The organism is Duganella sp. GW822-FHT06D06, from assembly GCF_058799615.1.
Genome location: NZ_JBXALQ010000031.1, coordinates 11,815 through 31,099 on the forward strand (window position 1 = coordinate 11,815; position 19,285 = coordinate 31,099).

18 protein-coding genes are annotated in these 19,285 nt (G+C 63.4%); 11 read left to right on the forward strand and 7 right to left on the reverse strand.

Features of this window, described 5'->3' with window-relative positions; translation table 11 throughout:
• Positions 1–5 precede the first annotated feature (5 nt).
• From fliR to AC1RMD_RS30385, 5 genes are all read left to right on the forward strand, one after another.
• Positions 6–794 carry a flagellar biosynthetic protein FliR gene (fliR, locus tag AC1RMD_RS30365; protein ID WP_492932440.1) on the forward strand — a complete coding sequence of 263 codons (789 nt, stop codon included), beginning with the start codon at positions 6–8 and terminating at the stop codon, positions 792–794.
• A complete protein-coding gene (locus AC1RMD_RS30370; protein WP_492932442.1) occupies positions 787–1,926 on the forward strand; it encodes an EscU/YscU/HrcU family type III secretion system export apparatus switch protein in 1,140 nt (379 codons plus the stop codon). Before fliR ends, AC1RMD_RS30370 begins: the two co-directional genes overlap by 8 nt.
• Entirely contained in the window at positions 1,923–4,010 is a 2,088-nt protein-coding gene (locus AC1RMD_RS30375; protein ID WP_492932444.1) for a flagellar biosynthesis protein FlhA, read from the forward strand. Before AC1RMD_RS30370 ends, AC1RMD_RS30375 begins: the two co-directional genes overlap by 4 nt.
• 165 nt (positions 4,011–4,175) lie before the next feature.
• Positions 4,176–4,742: a PEP-CTERM sorting domain-containing protein gene (locus tag AC1RMD_RS30380; RefSeq protein WP_492932446.1), complete on the forward strand. Its 567-nt coding sequence runs from the start codon at positions 4,176–4,178 to the stop codon at positions 4,740–4,742.
• A gap of 178 nt (positions 4,743–4,920) precedes the next feature.
• A complete protein-coding gene (locus AC1RMD_RS30385) occupies positions 4,921–5,484 on the forward strand; it encodes a PEP-CTERM sorting domain-containing protein (RefSeq protein WP_492932448.1) in 564 nt (187 codons plus the stop codon).
• A gap of 64 nt (positions 5,485–5,548) precedes the next feature.
• On the opposite strand, the gene AC1RMD_RS30390 is transcribed toward AC1RMD_RS30385, so the two are convergent.
• The 3 genes from AC1RMD_RS30390 to AC1RMD_RS30400 all read right to left on the reverse strand — a co-directional run bounded on the left by AC1RMD_RS30390 (position 5,549) and on the right by AC1RMD_RS30400 (position 9,466).
• The gene (locus tag AC1RMD_RS30390) at positions 5,549–6,502 is read right to left on the reverse strand and encodes a hypothetical protein (RefSeq protein ID WP_492932474.1); all 954 of its coding nucleotides are present in this window, start codon (positions 6,500–6,502) and stop codon (positions 5,549–5,551) included.
• A gap of 101 nt (positions 6,503–6,603) precedes the next feature.
• Positions 6,604–7,509, reverse strand: a complete 906-nt coding sequence (locus tag AC1RMD_RS30395; RefSeq protein ID WP_492932450.1) for a flagellin N-terminal helical domain-containing protein — start codon at positions 7,507–7,509, stop codon at positions 6,604–6,606.
• A 280-nt stretch (positions 7,510–7,789) separates the two neighbouring features.
• Positions 7,790–9,466: an electron transfer flavoprotein-ubiquinone oxidoreductase gene (locus AC1RMD_RS30400; RefSeq protein WP_492932452.1), complete on the reverse strand. Its 1,677-nt coding sequence runs from the start codon at positions 9,464–9,466 to the stop codon at positions 7,790–7,792.
• Positions 9,467–9,669: 203 nt separating this feature from the next.
• On the opposite strand from AC1RMD_RS30400, the gene AC1RMD_RS30405 reads away from it, so the two are divergent.
• A complete protein-coding gene (locus AC1RMD_RS30405; protein ID WP_492932454.1) occupies positions 9,670–10,446 on the forward strand; it encodes an SDR family oxidoreductase in 777 nt (258 codons plus the stop codon).
• On the opposite strand, the gene AC1RMD_RS30410 is transcribed toward AC1RMD_RS30405, so the two are convergent.
• On the reverse strand, positions 10,447–11,007 hold the full coding sequence (locus AC1RMD_RS30410; RefSeq protein WP_492932456.1) for a LuxR C-terminal-related transcriptional regulator: 561 nt from the start codon (positions 11,005–11,007) through the stop codon (positions 10,447–10,449).
• A 129-nt stretch (positions 11,008–11,136) separates the two neighbouring features.
• Here AC1RMD_RS30410 and AC1RMD_RS30415 point away from each other — a divergent pair, with 129 nt between their 5' ends.
• The gene (locus tag AC1RMD_RS30415; protein ID WP_492932458.1) at positions 11,137–11,835 is read left to right on the forward strand and encodes a CoA transferase subunit A; all 699 of its coding nucleotides are present in this window, start codon (positions 11,137–11,139) and stop codon (positions 11,833–11,835) included.
• 17 nt (positions 11,836–11,852) lie between these two features.
• Positions 11,853–12,503, forward strand: coding sequence for a CoA transferase subunit B (locus AC1RMD_RS30420; RefSeq protein WP_492932460.1), 651 nt, complete (start codon positions 11,853–11,855; stop codon positions 12,501–12,503).
• Positions 12,504–12,597: 94 nt separating this feature from the next.
• Here AC1RMD_RS30420 and AC1RMD_RS30425 read toward each other — a convergent pair whose 3' ends face one another.
• The 3 genes from AC1RMD_RS30425 to AC1RMD_RS30435 all read right to left on the reverse strand — a co-directional run bounded on the left by AC1RMD_RS30425 (position 12,598) and on the right by AC1RMD_RS30435 (position 15,486).
• A complete protein-coding gene (locus tag AC1RMD_RS30425; RefSeq protein WP_492932462.1) occupies positions 12,598–13,140 on the reverse strand; it encodes a PEP-CTERM sorting domain-containing protein in 543 nt (180 codons plus the stop codon).
• A 144-nt stretch (positions 13,141–13,284) separates the two neighbouring features.
• Positions 13,285–14,622, reverse strand: coding sequence for a dicarboxylate/amino acid:cation symporter (locus AC1RMD_RS30430; protein ID WP_492932464.1), 1,338 nt, complete (start codon positions 14,620–14,622; stop codon positions 13,285–13,287).
• Positions 14,623–14,691: 69 nt separating this feature from the next.
• Positions 14,692–15,486, reverse strand: coding sequence for a 3-hydroxybutyrate dehydrogenase (locus tag AC1RMD_RS30435; protein ID WP_492932466.1), 795 nt, complete (start codon positions 15,484–15,486; stop codon positions 14,692–14,694).
• A 134-nt stretch (positions 15,487–15,620) separates the two neighbouring features.
• Between AC1RMD_RS30435 and AC1RMD_RS30440 the strand changes: the two genes are divergently transcribed.
• Genes AC1RMD_RS30440 through AC1RMD_RS30450 form a run of 3 tightly spaced genes read left to right on the forward strand, consistent with a single transcriptional unit; the run spans position 15,621 to position 19,142 of the window.
• Positions 15,621–16,499 carry an alpha/beta fold hydrolase gene (locus AC1RMD_RS30440; RefSeq protein ID WP_492932468.1) on the forward strand — a complete coding sequence of 293 codons (879 nt, stop codon included), beginning with the start codon at positions 15,621–15,623 and terminating at the stop codon, positions 16,497–16,499.
• Between the two features lie 26 nt (positions 16,500–16,525).
• The gene (locus tag AC1RMD_RS30445) at positions 16,526–16,876 is read left to right on the forward strand and encodes a RidA family protein (protein WP_492932470.1); all 351 of its coding nucleotides are present in this window, start codon (positions 16,526–16,528) and stop codon (positions 16,874–16,876) included.
• A gap of 7 nt (positions 16,877–16,883) precedes the next feature.
• Positions 16,884–19,142: a RelA/SpoT family protein gene (locus AC1RMD_RS30450; protein ID WP_492932472.1), complete on the forward strand. Its 2,259-nt coding sequence runs from the start codon at positions 16,884–16,886 to the stop codon at positions 19,140–19,142.
• Positions 19,143–19,285 lie beyond the last annotated feature (143 nt).

Here is a 19,285-nt window from a genome sequence, read left to right on the forward strand (position 1 = left end):
CCCTCATGGAACCGATCCTGGGCCAGTTGCTGCCGATGCTCACCGCGCTGTGGTGGCCGTTTTGCCGCATCCTGGCGATGTTCATCGGCGCCCCGGTGCTGGGCGAGGCGGTCACGCCGATCACGGTGCGCATCCTGATCGCGCTGGTGCTGGCGGTCCTGATGCTGCCGCTGACCACCGCCGCCGGCAGCTATGCGATCGAGCCGTTCTCCATGCACGGCGTGGTGGCCACCATCGAGCAGGCGCTGATCGGCTTCGTGCTGGGCCTGGCCTTCCACTTCGCCATGTCGGTGATCGGCGTGCTGGGCTACCTGGTGTCGTCGCAGATGGGCTTTTCGATGGCGGTGATGAACGATCCGATGAACGGCCAATCGTCGGACGTGGTGTCGGCGCTGCTGTCGGTGCTGGCTATCATCGTCTTCTTCGCCATCGACGGCCACCTGGTGATCGCCAACGTCATCGGCCAGAGCTTCAAGGCCTGGCCGCTGGGCCACGGCTACAGCCCGCTGCTGCTGAACGCGATCGCCTACAACGTCGCCTGGATTTTTTCCGCCGCCATGCTGCTGGCGATCCCGATCGTGTTTTCCACGCTGGTGGTGCAGCTCGGCTTCGGCCTGCTGAACCGGGTGGCGCCGGCGCTGAACCTGTTCGCGCTGGGTTTTTCCGTGATCACCATTTTCGGCCTGATGATGCTGGCGCAGGTGGTGCGTTTCATCCCCGAGCATTATGTGCGCATGACCAATATGGTGCTGGAGCTGATACGCCAGCAGATGCAGGTGGCGGCCCATGGCTGAACAGGACAGCGCCGACAAGACAGAAAAGGCGTCACAACAGAAGCTCAAGAAGTCGCGCCAGGAAGGGCAGGTGGTGCGCTCGCGCGACCTGTCGACGGCGATCGGCATCCTGGTCAGCCTGAAGCTGTTCGTCTACCTGCTGCCGGACTACCTGGCCGAGTTCCTCGAGATCTTCCACCAGAGCTTTGCGCCGTTCAGCTCTTCGGGCGCGATCGAGAACGCCATGTCGACCGTGTTCGGCTCGGCGATGTGGTTGCTGATCAAGATGGTGCTGCCGCTGTTCGTGGTGCCGTTCTTCATCGTGCTGGGGGCGATGGTGCCGGGCGGCTGGGTGGTCAGCACCAAGCATTGGGCGCCCAAGATGGACCGCCTGAGTCCGGCGGCCAACCTGGGGCGGCTGTTCGGCGCCAAGCACGCCATCGAGTTCCTGATCTCGCTGGGCAAGGCGGGCGTGCTGATCGCGGTGCTGGTCCACGTGGCGCGCTCGACGGTGCAGAGCTACACCCAGTTGCAGCACATGCCGATGGGCCAGGCCATGATGATGGGCTCGAATTTGATGCTGGACGGCTTGATGTCGCTGGTCGCGGTGTTTATCATCTTCGCCCTGGTCGATGTGCCGGCGCAGGCGTATTTCTTCGCCAAGAACCAGCGCATGTCCAAGCAGGACCAGAAGGAGGAGCACAAGTCGACCGAGGGCCGGCCGGAAGTGAAGAGCCGCATCCGCCAGCTGCAACGGGCGATGGCGCGGCGCAGCGCGCGCAAGACGGTGCCGACCGCCGACGTGGTGATCGTCAACCCGGAGCATTACGCGGTGGCGCTCAAGTATGACCAGAACCGTGCCGAAGCACCGTATGTGATCGCCAAGGGCATCGATGAGATGGCCTTGTACATCCGCCAGCTGGCGGTCGAGTTCAAGATCGAGGTGATGCCGCTGGCGCCGCTGGCGCGCGCCATCTACAACACCAGCCAGGTCAACCAGCAGATCCCGGTCCAGCTGTACCAGGCGGTGTCGCAGGTGTTGAACTATATTTTGCAATTGAAGGCATTCCGTACCGGACGGCGCACTGCCGAGCCGGTGTATCCAAAAGAAGTCGATGTCCCCACATCCATGAGCGAGGTTGTTAAGTCATGAATTTTTTGAACAGGCTGGTCGCAGAAGCGCGTCGCCACAAGTTCGCCACGCCGGCATTCCTGCTGGTGATTTTGGCGATGATCATCCTGCCGTTGCCGCCCATCCTGCTGGACGTGATGTTCACGTTCAACATCGTGCTGGCGCTGATCGTGATCCTGGTGTCGGTGTCGGCCCGCCGCCCATTGGACTTCTCGGTGTTCCCGACGGTGATCCTGGCCACCACCATGATGCGGCTGACCCTGAACGTGGCGTCGACCCGGGTGGTGCTGCTGCACGGCCATGAAGGCACGGCCGCGGCCGGCCAGGTGATCGAGGCCTTCGGCAAGGTCGTCATCGGCGGCAACTATGTGGTCGGTATCGTCGTGTTCGTGATCCTGATGATCATCAACTTCATGGTGGTGACCAAGGGCGCGGAACGGATTTCCGAAGTGTCGGCGCGCTTCACGCTGGACGCCTTGCCGGGCAAGCAGATGGCGATCGACGCCGACCTCAACGCCGGCCTGATCAACCAGGAAAAGGCCCAGCTGCGGCGCCAGGATGTCGCCGCCGAGGCCGACTTCTACGGCGCCATGGACGGCGCTTCCAAGTTCGTGCGCGGCGACGCCGTCGCCAGCATCCTGATCCTGATCATCAACATGGTCGGCGGCGTCGCCATCGGCGCGCTGATGCAGGACATGTCGTTCGGCGACGCCTTCAAGCAATACGCGCTGCTGACCATCGGTGACGGCCTGGTGGCGCAGATCCCGGCGCTGCTGCTGTCGGCCGCGGCGGCGATCCTGGTGACCCGCATCTCCGACTCCGGCGACTTCGAGCAGCAGGTCGGCGGCCAGGTGCTGGCCTCGCCGCAGGTGATGCTGAGCGCCTCGGGCATGATGTTCATCCTGGCGCTGGTGCCGGGCATGCCGTGGCAGATGTTCGGCCCGTTCGCGCTGGTGCTGGCCTACGTCGGCTACCGGCTGCTGCAAAGGGTCAAGGCGCCCGAGACCAACAACCTGGACGCCATCGAGGCGGCGCTGCGCGACGACCGCGGTCCCGAGCTCGACTGGCACAGCCTGCCGGCCGTGCAGCAGTTGCAGGTGGCGCTGGGCTACAAGCTCGTCAGCCTGATCGACAAGGCGCACGGCGAGCCGCTGACCAAGCGCGTCAAGGGCGTGCGCCAGAGCCTGTCCGAGGCGATGGGGCTGCTGCTGCCGCCGATCATCGTGCGCGACGACCTGGGCCTGAAACCCTCGCAGTACTCGGTGATGTTGTCGGGCAGCGTGGTGGCCCAGGCCGAGGTGTTCGCCGACCGCCTGATGGCGATCCCGTCGCCGAATATCTACGGCCAGATCGACGGCATCCCCGGCATCGAGCCGGCCTACGGCATGCCGGTGACCTGGATCGAGACCAGCGAGAAGGCCAACGCGCTGGGGCTGGGCTACCAGGTGGTGGAGGCGCCGAGCGCGATCGCCACCCACTTGTCCAAGCTGATCCGCGAATACCTGCCGGAGCTGTTCCGCCACGAGGACGTGCCGGCGCTGATGGACCGGCTGGCGGCGCTGTCGCCCAAGCTGGCCAGCTCGCTGGACAAGGCGCTGACCCACACCCAGATGCTGCGCGTGTTCCGCGTGCTGCTGGCGGAAAACGTGTCGTTGAAGGATATCGTGCCGATCGCCACCACGCTGGTCGACAGTTCCGAGACCACCAAGGATCCGATCCTGCTGGCGGCCGAGGTGCGCTGCGCGCTGCGACGCCAGATCGTCACCGGCCTGTTCGGGCAGAAGACCGAGATGCAGGCCTTCAACCTGGGCGGCGACCTGGAGAACATGCTGCTGGGCTCGCTGAACCAGGCGCGCCAGAGCGGCAAGATCGTGCTGGACAACTACCCGATCGATCCGCACCTGCTGGCGCAGCTGCAGGTCAACATGCCGGTGGCGCGCGAACAGATGAAGCAGCAGGCCACGCCGCCGCTGTTGCTGGTGCTGCCGCAGATCCGGCCGCTGCTGGCGCGCTATGCGCGGCTGTTCGCGCCCGGCCTGCACGTGCTGTCGTACAACGAGATCCCGGAAAACCGCGAAGTGAGCATCATCGGCACGGTCGGCTGAGCACCGCCGGCCGCGCCCGGATGCCGCCCAGTCAACGGACTGGGCGGCATTTTTTTTTGCGCTGTTGCTTTTTCGTCAGTTATTAATATTCCTGCACTGACTTTTTGATAAGCATGATATCTTTTAGACACCATCAACCGTTGTACCTACTTGAAAGAGCCAAAAATGAGAAATCTGAAATTTGTGCGCGCTTTGTTGTTCTTTGTGGCGATGGCCGCCGGCGGCGCGGCCGTCGCGGTGGAGCAGTTCAAGGTGGTTAACGTCGCCGGCATCCAGAGCTATGGCGAGTTCGGCGAGGCGGGCAATACCGTCATTGAGCTGAACCTGGGGGCGCTGTCCCAGATCACCAGCATCGCCTGGAACGTCGACACCACTGCCTACCATCCAAGCTGGCTGTCCGAAATGGAAGTGCATTTCAACACCACCAGCGGCGACGAGGGCGTGTATCTGACGCCGAGCGGCAGCGAGGAGAGCGGCAGCGAGCACAACGAGGGCAGCGCCGTGCTGGCCGACTTTGGCTTTTCGCTCAGTGTGGGCGCCGACGGCAAGCTGCGCCTGGAGTTCAGCGATGGTTACAAAGACATGGCTCCCGGCGTAGCCGACGGCCAGTGGGACTCCGGCAACATTACCATCGGCTATGTCAGCGCGGTGCCGGAACCATCGACCTACGGCATGCTGCTGTTGGGTCTGGCTGCCATGGGCGCGGTTGCGCGCCGCCGCCAGAACCGCTGACAGGCTCCCGGCGGGTCGCGAGACCTGCGATCCCCCAGCACCCTATAAGTCGCCAGGCTTATGGGGTGTTTTTATTTCCGTTGTATTTTTATTATTTGTTAATAATTATGCATTGTATATGAATATACATGATATCTTTTGGTGCTCACCAACCAGTACCTTACTGAAAGAGTCCCCAATGAAAAATCTGAAATATGTGCGCGCTTTGATCTGCGCCGCGGCGCTGGCTGCCGGCGGCAGCGCCGCCGCCGCGGTGCACTACCAGGCAATCCAGGTCGACGGTATCCAGAGCTATGATCTGTACGGCAATGCAGGCAATACCGTCATCGAGTTGAATCTGGGCGCGCAGGCGGAGATTCTATCCATTTCCTGGGGCGTCAACATCACAGCCAACGATCCAAGCTGGCTGGACGATATGGAGGTGCACTTCGACTCCAGTACCGGCGATACTGTGTCGTTCGGCCCGAGCGACAGCTATATGAGCGGCAGCCAGTATATCGACGGTTACCTCTACCTGCCTTACTCCGGCCAGAAGTTCAAAGCGGGCGCCGACGGCAAGGTGCGCATCGAATTCAGCGAAAGCTACAAGGACTTGTCCCCCGGCCAGGCCGACGGCCAGTGGGACTTTGGCAGCATCTCCATCAGCTACGTCAGCGCGGTGCCGGAACCGTCGATCTACGGCATGCTGCTGTTGGGTCTGGCTGCCATGGGCGCGGTCGCGCGCCGCCGCCGGCAGCGCTGAGCGGCGCCAGCCGGATCAGCCCGCCCGGCGGCAGCGCCCGGCGGGTTTTTTTCATTCCGGGAGTTCAGGCCGATTCGGAGAACAGGTCGTCCGGCGGCAGCGGCTGCGACAGCAGCACGGCCAGCTCCGCCATGGCCTTGAAGATGGCCTGGCCCAGCGCCGCCGTATGCGCGCGGGTAGGGTAGTTGTGTTCGCCGGCGCCGGCGGGCGGCAGCTCGCGCCGCAGGCGGCAGCGCAGGATCGTCAGGCCGCAACGGCTGACGGTGGCCGCCAGTTGCGGCAGCATTTCGCGCATATGCTGCATGGCCGAGGTCTGGGCCGCGCCCACTTCCAGCGCCACGCCGTTGCCGGTGGCCGGCTCCATCTGGATCACCACCCGGCCCACGCCCGGCAGCATCAGCTCGAGCCGCAGCGCCACCCGCGAACGGCGGCGGCGGTTGTTGCGTTCCTGTTCCTCGTCGTCCTTGACGATCACCTTCAGCACCAGCCGTTCGGCGCCCCAGGCGTACACGGCGAAGCGCCACGGTTCCATCTCGGTCACCAGCGGCAGGCCGGGGCGGCCGTCGCGCATGGCGGCCGGCGTGTGGTCGGCCATGAACAGGCTGGACGGCACGTGCTGGCCGTTGGCCTGCTCCAGCCAGGCGGCGCGCTGCTCGGCATAGGTGCGCACCATGACTTGCCACGAGGCGGCCATCATCTGGGTGTCGGGCGGCTGCCAGACCAGCTGGCGGGACAGGAAGACTTGATTGGGACGCATCGCGGCCGGATCGGCGCCGTTCGGCACTTCGGCCAGCGCGGCGGCCAGCGCTTCGACGCCCGATTGCGGCAGCGGCAGGCCGTCCGGGCCATCGAGCAGCACGCCGACGGCGCCGGGGCCGCTCGGCGCCAGCGGGCCGACCGGATAGTCCCCGGCCAACGGCACTTCGCCCGGCGCGCGCGCGACCGGGCCTGGCGTGGTGGTCTGCCGGTCCGGGATGCCCAGCGGGCGCGAAGTCGGTCCGATGCGGTCTAAAGCCATCAAGCTCGCTCTCGAAAAAATCCGATGAAAAAAAAGCCAACCGATACTCCGGTTGGCTCCTTGTATTCCTGACCCGCGAGCAGATCAGGAAGGCGCTACGATTATTGCAGCAAGGACATAACCAGGGACGACGTGCTGTTCGACTGCTTCAGCATGGCGGTACCGGCTTGCAGCAGCATCTGGCTGGAGGTCATGTTCGACGATTCGCTGGCGAAGTCGGTATCCATGATACGGCCAGTTGCCGCTTTGGTGTTGGTCGAAATGTTCGACAAGTTGTTGTACACGTGGTCCAGGCGGTTGGCTGCCGCACCCAGCGACGAGCGGACGCCGCCGATCAGGTCGATCGCGGTGCTGATCGTGTCGATCGAGTTGTTCGCTGCGGTCTGGCCGGCGGTGTTGGTCGCGCCCACGGCGGTACCATCGGAACCGTCCGAGATCTCGGCGCCGACTGCCGCGCCGCCCGCTGCGTAGCGGGCGGAAACGCTGGTCAGGCCGGCGACCGCCGCGGTCACGGCGGCGGACAGGTCGACCGCCATGGTTTCCGACTTGCTCGAGCCGATCTGGAAGGTCATCGACGAAGCGATCGTGCCGGCTTCCATCAGCTTGGCGCCGCCGAAGGTGGTGTTCTTCATGACGTTGTTCAGCTCGCTACCCAGAGCGTCGAACTCGGACTGCAGTGCGGCCTGGTCTTTTGCGGTCGACGAGACGTCAGCTGCCTGGGTGGCCAGATCTTTCATGCGGGTCAGCATGGTGGTGACTTCGTCAAACGCGCCTTCGGCGGTTTGCAGCATCGAGATCGAGTTCTGGGTGTTACGCATGGCCATGCCCATGCCGCTGGTCTGGGCTTTCAGGCGGGTGGCGATTTGCAAGCCTGCAGCATCGTCCATGGCCGAATTGACACGGAAGCCGGTGCTCAGACGGGTCTGCGAAGTCGACAACGACATCTGGGTGCGGGAGATCGAGTTCTGTGCGGAAAGGGCCGCAGCGTTAGTGTGAAGGCTCAGCATGAAATAACTCCTGGTAGGTGGATTCAGTTCGGAGCAACGGATCCTTTGTGCTCTCCCAAGTACAAGACGACCATATCTGGAAGGACATTAAATGCTTTGTGGAAATTTGCGAAATTATTTGTAACAGGGCCCGGTTTTCCAGCGTTACGGCCCGCTGCACAGCCTCTCCACCGCCCGATTATGGTCCGCTTTTGCCCGGACGGCGCAATAAATTGTTCCCGGAATAAAAAAACAGCGCGCCACCGAGGACGCGCTGCTGAGCTGTTGTTGCTTTTTTGTCTTACATGTTCGGATAGTTCGGGCCGCCGCCGCCTTCCGGCGTTATCCAGACGATATTCTGGGTCGGATCCTTGATGTCGCAGGTTTTGCAATGCACGCAGTTTTGCGCATTGATCTGCAGGCGGTCGGCGCCTTCGTCGGTCTTGATGAACTCGTACACGCCGGCCGGGCAGTAGCGCGCTTCCGGACCGGCATACTGGGCCAGGTTGACGTCCACCGGCACGCTAGGATTTTTCAACGTCAGGTGGATCGGCTGGTCTTCGGCGTGGTTGGTGTTGGAAATAAACACCGACGACAGGCGGTCGAAGGTCAGCTTGCCGTCCGGCTTGGGATAGCTGATCGGCGTGAACTGCGAGGCCGGCTTCAGGCATTCGTGGTCGGCGTGGCTGTGGTGCAGCGTCCATGGCGCCTTGCCGCGCAGGATGGCCTGGTCGACATAGGTCATCACCGAACCGACGTACAGGCCCTTGCTCAGCCAAGGCTTGACGTTGCGCGCCACGTGCAGCTCGTCATGCAGCCAGGATGTTTCAAAAGCGGCCGGGAAGGTGGCCAGTTCGTCGTGCTGGCGGCCGGCGGCCAGCGCCTCGAACGCCGACTCGGCGGCCAGCATGCCGGACTTGATGGCGGCGTGGCTGCCCTTGATGCGGCTCATGTTGAGGAAGCCGGCGTCGCAGCCGATCAGCGCGCCGCCCGGGAAGACCAGTTTCGGCAACGATTGCAGGCCGCCGGCGGTGATCGCGCGGGCGCCGTAGGAAATGCGCTTGCCGCCTTCGAAGAAGGTCTTGATGGCCGGGTGGGTCTTGTAGCGCTGGAATTCCTCGTACGGCGACAGGTAGGGATTCTCGTAGTTCAGGCCGACCACGTAGCCGACCATGACCTGGTTGTTTTCCAGGTGGTACAGGAAGGAACCGCCGTAGGTCTTGCTGTCGAGCGGCCAGCCGGTGGTGTGCACCACCAGGCCGGGCTGGTGCTTGGCCGGGTCGATTTCCCACAATTCCTTGATGCCGATGCCGTACGACTGCGGGTCCTTGCCCTTGTTCAGGTCGTACTTGGCCATCAGCTGCTTGCCCAGGTGGCCGCGCGCGCCTTCGGCGAACAGGGTGTACTTGCCGTGCAGTTCCATGCCCAGCTGGAAGTCGGAGCCGGCTTCGCCGTCGCGCTTGACGCCCATATTGCCGGTGGCCACGCCCTTGACCGAGCCGTCGTCGTTGTACAGGATTTCGGCGGCAGGGAAGCCGGGGAAGATTTCCACGCCCAGCGCCTCGGCCTGCTGGCCCAGCCAGCGCACCACGTTGCCCAGCGAGATCACGTAGTTGCCGTGGTTTTCAAAGCAGGCCGGCAGCAGGAAGTTGGGGGTCTTGATGGCCTTGGTTTCGGTCAGGAACAGCACGCGGTCTTCGCTCACTTCGGTGTTCAGCGGCGCGCCTTTTTCCTTCCAGTCAGGGATCAGCTCGGTCAGGGCCTTCGGGTCCATCACGGCGCCGGACAGGATGTGGGCGCCCAGCTCGCCGCCTTTTTCCAGCACGACGACCGACACTTCCCGGCCTTTTTCGGCGGCCAGCTGCTTGATCTTGATGGCCGCCGACAAGCCCGCAGGGCCGCCGCCGACGATCACGACGTCATACTCCATCGCATCGCGCGGGCCGTACTGTTCTACTAGATTTTGTGGCTGTGTCATGGTCTGTTCTTATCGTGGTCAAATGGGTGGAGGGAAATTTAAGCACGAGTGTGCTTCTTTTTCGCTCGGAATGCAATGTGGGCGCCATTTTGAGGGACATTATTAGACACTGCAATCTAATACTGGCGATTTGTGTAATCATAACGATTCGACAGTCACGCTGTCGGCAATTCATCACTTATACCAAACACTAGGAGTAGCTCGTGGGCATAGAAGTCAACTTTGAGGGAAAAATTGCGCTGATCACCGGCGCCTCCAGCGGTCTCGGAGCCCGGTTTGCCAAAGTGCTGGCCCAGGCCGGCGCCCAGGTGGTGCTGGCCTCGCGCCGCACCGAGCGCCTGAAGGAGCTGCGCGCCGAAATCGAGGCCGACGGCGGCGCCGCCCATGTGGTCAGCCTGGATGTGAGCGATTTCGCCAGCATCAAGTCGGCCATCGCCCACGCCGAGACCGAGGCCGGGCCGATCGACATCCTGGTCAACAACTCGGGCGTATCGACCACCCAGCGGCTGGTCGACGTCACGCCGGAGGACTATGCCTTCGTCATGGACACCAATCTGCGCGGCGCCTTCTTCGTGGCCCAGCAGACCGCCAAGCGCATGATCGCGCGCGCCAAGGGCGACCCGGGCAAGAAGCACCGCATCATCAACATCGCCTCGGTGGCGGGCTTGCGGGTGATGCCGCAGATCGGCGTGTATTGCATGAGCAAGGCCGGCGTGGTGCAGATGACCAAGGCCATGGCGGTGGAGTGGGGCAAGTACGGCATCAACACCAACGCCATCTGCCCCGGCTACATCTCGACCGAGATCAACGAGGATTACTTCGCCAGCGAGCAGGGCCAGAAGCTGATCAATATGCTGCCGCGCAAGCGCCCGGGCAAGCCGGAGGACCTGGACGGCCTGCTGTTGCTGCTGGCCGGCGAGGACTCCAACTTCATCAACGGCGCGATTATTTCCGCCGATGATGGCATGACCGCAACGTAGCTAGAGCTGCAGGCCGACCAGCTTGTGCACCAGTTCCGACGAGGTGGCGGCCGAGAATTTGCGCATCAGCTTGGCGCGGTGCATTTCCACCGTGCGCGGGCTGAGGTCGATCTGGCGGGCGATGGTCTTGCTGGTCTTGCCTTCGACCAGCAGCGCGGCGATTTCCCGTTCGCGCGGGGTCAGCTCCGCCGTCACCGGGCGCTTTTCGCTGACGTCCTCGAAGGTCCAGATGCCCGGCCCCAGCGGTTCGGACGCCTTCATCGAATGACCGGTGACGTGGCACCAGAACAACTCGCCATCGGCGCGGCGCATGATGCGCTCGTCCGAATAGCGGCCCCTGGCGTTCATGATGGGAATGATGCGGTCGCCGGTGCGCAGGAACTCGTCCATGGTCGGGTACAGCACCATGAAGGACTGGCCCTGCAGCTGCCCGCGCGCGTAGCCGAACATCGAGGCCAGCGCCTCGTTGCACGACTGGATGATGCGGTTCTCCGAGATGCACATGCCGACCGGCGCGTGCAGGAAAATGGATTCGTAATCGATGACCGGAGCATTATTCATGTGTGGGGGCGGCAGGTAGTTCTACGGTATTGTGCTTTTGATTTGCGTATTCTATGCTGAGACGCCTCGTCGCTAGCGCATTTAATAATGTTAGCAACAGATTCAGCAACACACTATAAAGGGACACCCATGAATAAAATCTATCCTGACGCCGCCGCAGCGCTGGCGGGCGTCGTCCAAGACGGGCAAACCATCGCGGTCGGCGGCTTCGGCCTGTGCGGCATCCCCGAGGCGCTGATCGGCGCGCTGCGCGATTCCGGCGTCACCGGCCTGACCGCGATCTCCAACAACGCCGGCGTGGACGGCTTCGGCCTCGGCCAGTTGCTGGAAACCCGCCAGATCAAGAAGATGATCGCCTCCTACGTGGGCGAGAACAAAGAGTTCGCGCGCCAGTACCTGGCCGGCGAGCTGGAACTGGAATTCACGCCGCAAGGCACCCTGGCCGAGAAGCTGCGCGCCGGCGGCGCCGGCATTCCAGCCTTCTTCACCAAGACCGGGGTCGGCACCATCGTCGCCGACGGCAAGGAAATCCGCGAATTCGACGGCGAGCAGTACGTGATGGAGCGCAGCCTGGTGGCCGACGTCGCGCTGGTCAAGGCCTGGAAGGCCGACAAGGCCGGCAACCTGGTGTTCCGCAAGACCGCGCGCAACTTCAACCCGAACGCCGCCATGGCCGGCAAGGTCACCATCGTCGAAGTCGAGCAGCTGGTGGAAATCGGCGAGATCGATCCGGACGCGGTGCACCTGCCGAGCATCTTCGTGCACCGCATCGTGCTCAACGCCACGCCGGAAAAACGCATCGAGCAGCGCACCGTGCGCGCTAACTAAGAACATCGGAGATTACTATGGCATGGACTCGTGACGAAATGGCCGCGCGCGCGGCGAAGGAATTGCAGGACGGTTACTACGTCAACCTCGGCATCGGCTTGCCGACGCTGGTGGCGAACTACGTGCCGGCGGGCATGGAAGTGTTCCTGCAATCGGAAAACGGCTTGCTGGGCATCGGCCCGTTCCCGACCGACGCGGAAGTCGACGCCGACCTGATCAATGCGGGCAAGCAGACCGTGACGGCGCTGCCGGGCGCGGCCTACTTCAGCTCGGCCGATTCCTTCGGCATGATCCGCGGCGGCAAGATCAACCTGGCGATCCTGGGCGCGATGCAGGTGTCGGAGCAGGGCGACCTGGCCAACTGGATGATACCGGGCAAGATGGTCAAGGGCATGGGCGGGGCGATGGACCTGGTGGCCGGCGTCAAGCGGGTGGTGGTGTTGATGGAGCACGTCGCCACCGCCAAGGACGGCTCGACCTCGCACAAGCTGCTGAAGAAATGCGACCTGCCGTTGACCGGCGTCGGCGTGGTGGACCTGATCGTGACCGACCTCGGCGTGATGGAAGTGACCGCCAAGGGCTTGAAGCTGACCGAACTGGCGCCCGGCGTCAGCAAGGAGCAGATCCAGGCCGCCACCGGCGTCGAACTCGATACCACGGCGGTCTGATGTGAGCAGGCGGGCGCTTGCGGCCCGCCTGATGTGGCGCCGGGCTCCCGCCCCGCGCGTGCGCCGCCTGAGCCAGGCGGGCGCGCTTTCCTGCTTAAGCCGCTTTGCGGCGGCGGGCCAGGCCGGCCGTCAGCGCCAGGCCGGCCAGCAGCATGGCATAGCTTTCCGGTTCCGGCACCGCGCTGATGAGCCAACGGTCGGCCGAATATGGCGTGCCGCCATCGCCCTCGCCATAGCCAACGCCTTGGCCGGGGGAATAGTAGGCCAGCGAATCGGTGCCGCCGCCATTGTATGCGGCAGACACCAGCGTCAGATTCGGCGTCTGCTGCTGACCCAGGTCGGCGTCGCTAAAGATGAACTGATTGGCGGTGCCGTCGAATGAGACCACGGCATTGCCGTCGACATAGCTGCCGTCAAGTCCGAAACCGTAGAAATGACCGCCGTAGGCGGTGCCGTTCACGGTGACCGCGATATTGCTGAGTTCGGTGATCAAATTGCCGTCCGCGGTGCCATCAAACGAACCGCTGACGTACTGGCCGTTCAGGAACTTATAGGAGAAGTGGTAGCTGGTAGCATTGGCGGCGAAACTGGCGGCCAGCAAGCCAGCGCATGCGAGAAGGCGGCACAACTTTTTCATGATGCTATGTCCTGTTTGTTGAAAATTAGATTCTCTCATGAATTCTTGTTTTTTTGGTGCAAAACAAACACTGTTGTAATAATCGGAAAAAAAAGCCGCAGACCGTTGCGGGCTGCGGCTTGTGGGGCACTGCCGGGACGCGGCTTAATGCGCGTGGCGGGTCAATGGCTGCAAGTCAGGGTCGGTCACGGTCGAACCAGGATGGTTCAGTTCCTTGTGCAAGGTATCGTGGCTCAGCTCTTTTTCCCAGTGCGATACCACCACCGTGGCGACGCCGTTGCCGATGAAGTTGGTCAGGGCGCGGCATTCGCTCATGAAGCGGTCGATGCCCAGGATCAGCGCCATGCCGGCCACCGGAATGGTCGGCACCACGGCCAGCGTGGCCGCCAGGGTGATGAAGCCGGCGCCGGTGATGCCGGACGCACCCTTGGAGGTCAGCATCGCCACCCCGAGGATGGTCAGTTCCTGGGCCAGGGTCAGGTCGGTGTTGGTGGCCTGCGCCACGAACAGCGCGGCCATCGTCATGTAGATGTTGGTGCCGTCCAGGTTGAACGAGTAGCCGGTCGGAACCACCAGGCCCACCACGGATTTGGAGCAGCCCAGGCGTTCCAGTTTGGTCATCAGCGAAGGCAGCGCGCTTTCCGACGAGCTGGTGCCCAGCACGATCAGCAATTCTTCCTTGATGTAGCCGATGAACTTGAAGATCGAGAAGCCGGTCAGGCGTGCGATGGTGCCCAGCACCACGACCACGAACAGGAAGCAGGTCAGGTAGAAGCAGCCCATCAGCGTCGCCAGCGGCTTCAGCGAAGCGATGCCGTATTTGCCGATGGTGAAAGCCATGGCGCCGAACGCGCCCACCGGAGCGGCCTTCATGACGATGCCGACCACACCGAAGATGGCCGACGACAGGTCGTCGATCAGCTTGGTGACCGGCTTGCCGCGCTCGCCCAGCAGCGACAGCGAGAAGCCGAACAGGATGGCGATCAGCAGCACTTGCAGGATATCGCCCTTGGCGAAAGCGTCCACCACGGTGTTCGGGATGATGTTCATCACGAAGTCGAGCGTCGACTGGGCCTTGGCCTTGTCCGTGAACTGGGCGATGGCCTTGGTGTCGAGCGTGGCCGGGTCGGCGTTGAAGCCGGCGCCTGGGCGCACGAGGTTGGCCACGAACAGGCCGATCACCAGCGCGAAGGTGGAGACCACCTCGAAGTACAGCAGCGCCTTGCCGCCGACGCGACCGATCTTCTTGACGTCCTGCATGCCGGCGATGCCGGAGACCACGGTGCAGAAGATCACCGGTGCGATGATCATCTTGATCAGCTTGATGAAGCCGTCGCCCAGCGGTTTCATGCTGACCGCGTCGCTAGGGTAGAAGATGCCTAACAGGATGCCGCAGGCGATGGCGAACAACACTTGTACGTATAGAATTTTGTAGAACGGCTTTTTCACGGGGTCTCCTCGCGTTTCGGGTGTGGAGATCATCATCCGTCAAAATATGAGACATCACTATTGTGGTTAACCGTATTCACATTAGTGATATCCCTTATGGACTTATTGGGCCACCCAGCCGCCATCCATGTTCCACGCGACGCCTCGTACCTGCTTGGCGGCGTCGCTGCACAGGAACACCGCCAGCGCGCCCAGTTCCTCCGGCGTGACGAATTCGCCGGACGGCTGCTTGTCGGCCAGCAGCGCCTTCTTCGCATCCTCGTTGCTGATGCCGTCCTTGGCGGCGCGGGCGTCGACCTGCTTTTGCACCAGCGGCGTCAGCACGAAGCCGGGGCAGATCGCGTTGACCGTCACGCCGGTGGTGGCGGTCTCCAGCGCGCAGGCCTTGGTCAGTCCGATCAAGCCGTGCTTGGCGGCGACATAGGCCGACTTGCCGGCCGAGGCCACCAGTCCGTGCGCGGACGCCAGGTTGATGATGCGGCCCCAGTTGTTGCTGCGCATGCGCGGCAGCACCAGCCGCGAAGTGTGGAAGGCCGAGGTCAGGTTGATGGCGATGATGGCGTCCCATTTTTCGACCGGGAAGTCTTCGACATTGGCCACGTACTGGATGCCGGCGTTGTTGACCAGCACGTCGATGCCGCCGAACTTGTCGCCGGCGAAGACGATCATGTTCTCGATCTCGGCCGGCTTGGACATGTCGGCGTTGTGGTAGGCCACCTGCACGCCGAATTCCTGGGCCAGGTCGGTTTGCAGCTGGTCGATTTCGGCGGCGTCGCCGAAGCCGTTCAACAGCACGTTGGCGCCTTCCGCCGCCAAGGTGCGGGCGATGCCCAGGCCGATACCGGAGGTGGAGCCGGTGACCAGCGCCGTTTTACCGCTCAAAGTCTTGTTTGCCATAGTGTCCTCTGGAGGGTTGGAGATTAAAGTGGTGCTGCGCTACACTTCGGTAGGATTTTAAGCGTAACGCCCGGTAAAATGGTATTTCTAAACAGCATTGCACAAATCACTGTAAAAACCACCAAGGAAGTCGCATGTTCGAAGCAAAAATAAAGTCTGTTCAATGTCTGTCACTGGCTGGTTTGCACCGCATGTCGTACAAGGAGTGGGGTGACGAGAACAACCCCAATGTGCTGCTGTGCGTGCACGGCGTGACCCGCGTCGGCGACGACTTCGACAACATGGCGCGCGCCATGGCCAACGACTATCGCGTGATCTGCCCGGACATCGTCGGCCGCGGCCGCTCAGGCTGGCTGAAGAACCCGCAGCTGTACCGCGTCCCGCAATATGTTAGCGACATTGTCACCTTGCTGGCGCGCGTGTTGCCGGACGGTGAAAAGCAGACGGTCGACTGGTTCGGCACCTCGATGGGCGGCCTGATCGGCCTGGGCCTGGCTTCGCTGCCGGACAACCCGATCCGCAAACTGATCCTCAACGACATCGGCCCGGTGCTGGCGCCGCTGGCCTTGCAGCGCATCGGCGACTACATCGGCCAGGACCTGCGGTTCGACAGCTACGCCGAGGCGGCCAAGTTCATCCGCGACGTTTCGCTGACCTTCGGCCAGCACACCGAGGAGGAATGGCATAAACTGGCGAGCGACGTACTGCGCCAGGATAAAGACGGCAAATGGGTGCGCCATTACGATATGGGCCTGGCCTTGCCGTTCCGTTCCGCCACGCCGGAGTCGGCCGCGGCCGATGAAGCGCTGCTGTGGTCCGCCTACGATGCGATCCGTTGCCCGACCTTGCTGGTGCGCGGCGCCGAGTCGGACCTGCTGTCGGCCGAGACGGCGGCGCTGATGACCCGGCGCGGGCCGAAAGCCACGCTGGTGGAAATCCCGGACGTCGGCCACGCGCCGACCTTCTTCCACGACGACCAGATCGCCATCGTCAAGCAATTCCTGTTGGGCTAAATTAGAAAAGATTAAAGAAGAAAAGTATGGAAATCAAACGACTGCATGTAGGCAAACGCTTGTCCGAAGTGGCCATCCACAACGGCACCGTGTATCTGGCGGGCCAGATCGCCGACGACAAGACGCTGGACATCCAGGGCCAGACCCGCGAGGTGCTGGCGCATATCGACCGTCTGCTGGCCGAAGCCGGCAGCGACAAGACCTGCATCCTCAGCACCACCATCTACATCGCCGACCTGGCCGATTTCGCCGGCATGAACGAAGAGTGGGACGCCTGGGTGCCGAGCGGCCACACGCCGCCGCGCGCCACGGTGGAAGCCAAGCTGGCCGATCCGGCATGGCGAGTGGAAATCATCGTCGTCGCGGCGCAGCGCTAGGGGCATCATGGTTTCTATCAGCGCGCTCACGAGCGCAACGTCGGAGCAATTGGTCCTGGGCCTGTCGCCCGACGACAGCGTGCGCATGCTGTCGGCGCTGGACTTCGCCGGCGACGCCTACGGCGACAAGCTGTGCGCCAGCGGCCAGCCGGCGATCGACTTCGCGGTCGGCGTGGCCGGCACGCTGGCCTTCATGCGCACCGACGTCGAGACCCGCATCGCCGGCCTGATGTTCGAGCTGACCTTGCTCGACACCGCGCAAGCGCCCATCATCGAACCGCGTTTCGGCCAGGAGGTGGGCGACCTGGTGGCCGGCGTGCGCCAGCTGATACGCTTGCGCGAGCTGACCCAGACCCAGGGCCAGGGCCAGCAGGGCGCCGTCGCGCGCGGCCGCAATGCCGCGCAGATGGCGGTGGCGCAGGTTGAAACGCTGCGCAAGATGTTGCTGGCGATGGCCTCCGACATGCGCGTGGTGCTGGTGCGCCTGGCGTCCTGCGTGACGACCTTGCGCTACTTCGCCGACATCAAGCTGTTCAACGACATGACCTGCGCCTACGGCCGCGAAACGCTGGACCTGTACGCGCCGCTGGCCAACCGGCTGGGGATCTGGCAGCTGAAGTGGGAGCTGGAGGATCTGTCGTTCCGCTTCATCGAGCCGGAGGCGTACAAGCGCATCGCCAAGATGCTGGAAGAGAAGCGCATGATGCGCGAAGGCTTCGTCACCTCGGCGATCGAGCGCCTGCAGTCGGAAATGGCGGGCGCGGGCATCCAGGCCGAGGTGTTCGGCCGACCCAAGCACATCTACTCCATCTGGAGCAAGATGAAGGGCAAGGAGCTGGACTTCACCGACCTGTACGATGTGCGCGCCTTCCGCGTGATCGTGGCCGACGTCAAGACCTGCTACACGGTGCTGGGCGTGGTGCACAACATCTGGACCCCGATCCCGAAGGAATTCGACGACTACATCTCGCGGCCGAAATCGAACGGCTACCAGTCGCTGCACACGGTGGTGACGGCGGAAGACGGCCGGCCGCTGGAAGTGCAGATCCGCACGCAGGAGATGCACAGCTTCGCCGAGTACGGCGTGGCGGCGCACTGGCGCTACAAGGAGGAGGGCGGTTCCAACTTCGCCGGCCAGAAGTACGATGAAAAGATCGCCTGGCTGCGCCAGCTGCTGGCCTGGAAGACCGACGTCGCCGACGCGGTGGTCGGGCAGGAAGAGCAGCAGCGCGAGTGGGTCGAGAAGCTCAAGTCGGCCGCGCTGGACGACCGCATCTTCGTGCTGACGCCGCAGGCGCGGGTGCTGGAGCTGCCGGTCGGCGCCACGCCGGTCGACTTTGCCTACCACCTGCACAGCGACGTCGGCCATCGCTGCCGCGGCGCGCGCGTGGACGGCGTCATGGTGCCGCTGAATACGCCGCTGAAGAATGGCCAGACCTGCGAGATCATCACCGCCAAGGGCGCGCCGGGGACGGCGGGGCCGTCGCGCGACTGGCTCAGCGACGAGTACACGGTGGCCACGCGCACGCGCTCCAAGATCCGCGCCTGGTTCCACGCCATCGACATGCAGGAAACGCTGTCGCACGGGCGCGCGATGGTGGAGAAGTCCTTGCAGCGCGAAGGCAAGACGGCGGTCAACCTGGAAGCGCTGGCCAACAAGCTGGGCTTCGCCAAGGTGGACGATTTGTTCCTGTCGGTGGGCAAGGATGAATTCAGCCTGCGCCACGTCGAGCAGGCCTTGCACGACACCGGCGAGCCGGCCGAGCCGGAAGACGCGGTGGTGCTGGGCAAGAGCAAGGCGTCCAGCGTGGACCAGGGCGCCAAGTCGGGCGTGCTGGTGGTGGGCACCGACGGCCTGATGACGCAGCTGGCCAAGTGCTGCAAGCCGGCGCCGCCGGACGGCATCGTCGGCTTCGTCACGCGCGGCAAGGGCGTATCGATCCACCGCACCACGTGCAAGAACTTCGCCGAGATGCGCGCCAAGGCGCCGGAGCGGGTGATCGTGACCGAGTGGGGGCGGGCGGTGTCGGACACGGTCTACCCGGTCGACATCTTTATCCTGGCGGGCGACCGCCAGGGTCTGCTGCGCGACATATCCGAGATCTTCTCGCGCGAGAAGATCAACGTCATCGGCGTCAACACGCAAAGCGCCAAAGGCTTTGCGCGCATGACCTTCACGGCCGAGATCGGCGCCACCGCGCAGCTGCAAAAAGCGCTGAACGCCATCGCCGAAGTGAGCGGCGTGCAGGAAGCCCGCCGCGCCTAAACCCCATGGGGGTCAAGTCTGACATTCGGACACGGCCTCTTCCGTAGCTGCCGTTACGGAAGAGGCCGTGTCCGAATGTCAGACTTCGTATATTGAGCATACCGCATCTCCGTCGGATAATAAGGAGGTAGGTGCGGCCAGGC

Coding starts and splice junctions, on each gene's coding strand:
- fliR (WP_492932440.1), top strand. CDS start 6: ATGGAACCGATCCTGGGCCAGTTGCTGCCGATGCTCACCGCGCTGTGG.
- AC1RMD_RS30370 (WP_492932442.1), top strand. CDS start 787: ATGGCTGAACAGGACAGCGCCGACAAGACAGAAAAGGCGTCACAACAG.
- AC1RMD_RS30375 (WP_492932444.1), top strand. CDS start 1,923: ATGAATTTTTTGAACAGGCTGGTCGCAGAAGCGCGTCGCCACAAGTTC.
- AC1RMD_RS30380 (WP_492932446.1), top strand. CDS start 4,176: ATGAGAAATCTGAAATTTGTGCGCGCTTTGTTGTTCTTTGTGGCGATG.
- AC1RMD_RS30385 (WP_492932448.1), top strand. CDS start 4,921: ATGAAAAATCTGAAATATGTGCGCGCTTTGATCTGCGCCGCGGCGCTG.
- AC1RMD_RS30390 (WP_492932474.1), bottom strand. CDS start 6,502: ATGGCTTTAGACCGCATCGGACCGACTTCGCGCCCGCTGGGCATCCCG.
- AC1RMD_RS30395 (WP_492932450.1), bottom strand. CDS start 7,509: ATGCTGAGCCTTCACACTAACGCTGCGGCCCTTTCCGCACAGAACTCG.
- AC1RMD_RS30400 (WP_492932452.1), bottom strand. CDS start 9,466: ATGACACAGCCACAAAATCTAGTAGAACAGTACGGCCCGCGCGATGCG.
- AC1RMD_RS30410 (WP_492932456.1), bottom strand. CDS start 11,007: ATGAATAATGCTCCGGTCATCGATTACGAATCCATTTTCCTGCACGCG.
- AC1RMD_RS30415 (WP_492932458.1), top strand. CDS start 11,137: ATGAATAAAATCTATCCTGACGCCGCCGCAGCGCTGGCGGGCGTCGTC.
- AC1RMD_RS30420 (WP_492932460.1), top strand. CDS start 11,853: ATGGCATGGACTCGTGACGAAATGGCCGCGCGCGCGGCGAAGGAATTG.
- AC1RMD_RS30425 (WP_492932462.1), bottom strand. CDS start 13,140: ATGAAAAAGTTGTGCCGCCTTCTCGCATGCGCTGGCTTGCTGGCCGCC.
- AC1RMD_RS30430 (WP_492932464.1), bottom strand. CDS start 14,622: ATGATCTCCACACCCGAAACGCGAGGAGACCCCGTGAAAAAGCCGTTC.
- AC1RMD_RS30435 (WP_492932466.1), bottom strand. CDS start 15,486: ATGGCAAACAAGACTTTGAGCGGTAAAACGGCGCTGGTCACCGGCTCC.
- AC1RMD_RS30440 (WP_492932468.1), top strand. CDS start 15,621: ATGTTCGAAGCAAAAATAAAGTCTGTTCAATGTCTGTCACTGGCTGGT.
- AC1RMD_RS30445 (WP_492932470.1), top strand. CDS start 16,526: ATGGAAATCAAACGACTGCATGTAGGCAAACGCTTGTCCGAAGTGGCC.
- AC1RMD_RS30450 (WP_492932472.1), top strand. CDS start 16,884: ATGGTTTCTATCAGCGCGCTCACGAGCGCAACGTCGGAGCAATTGGTC.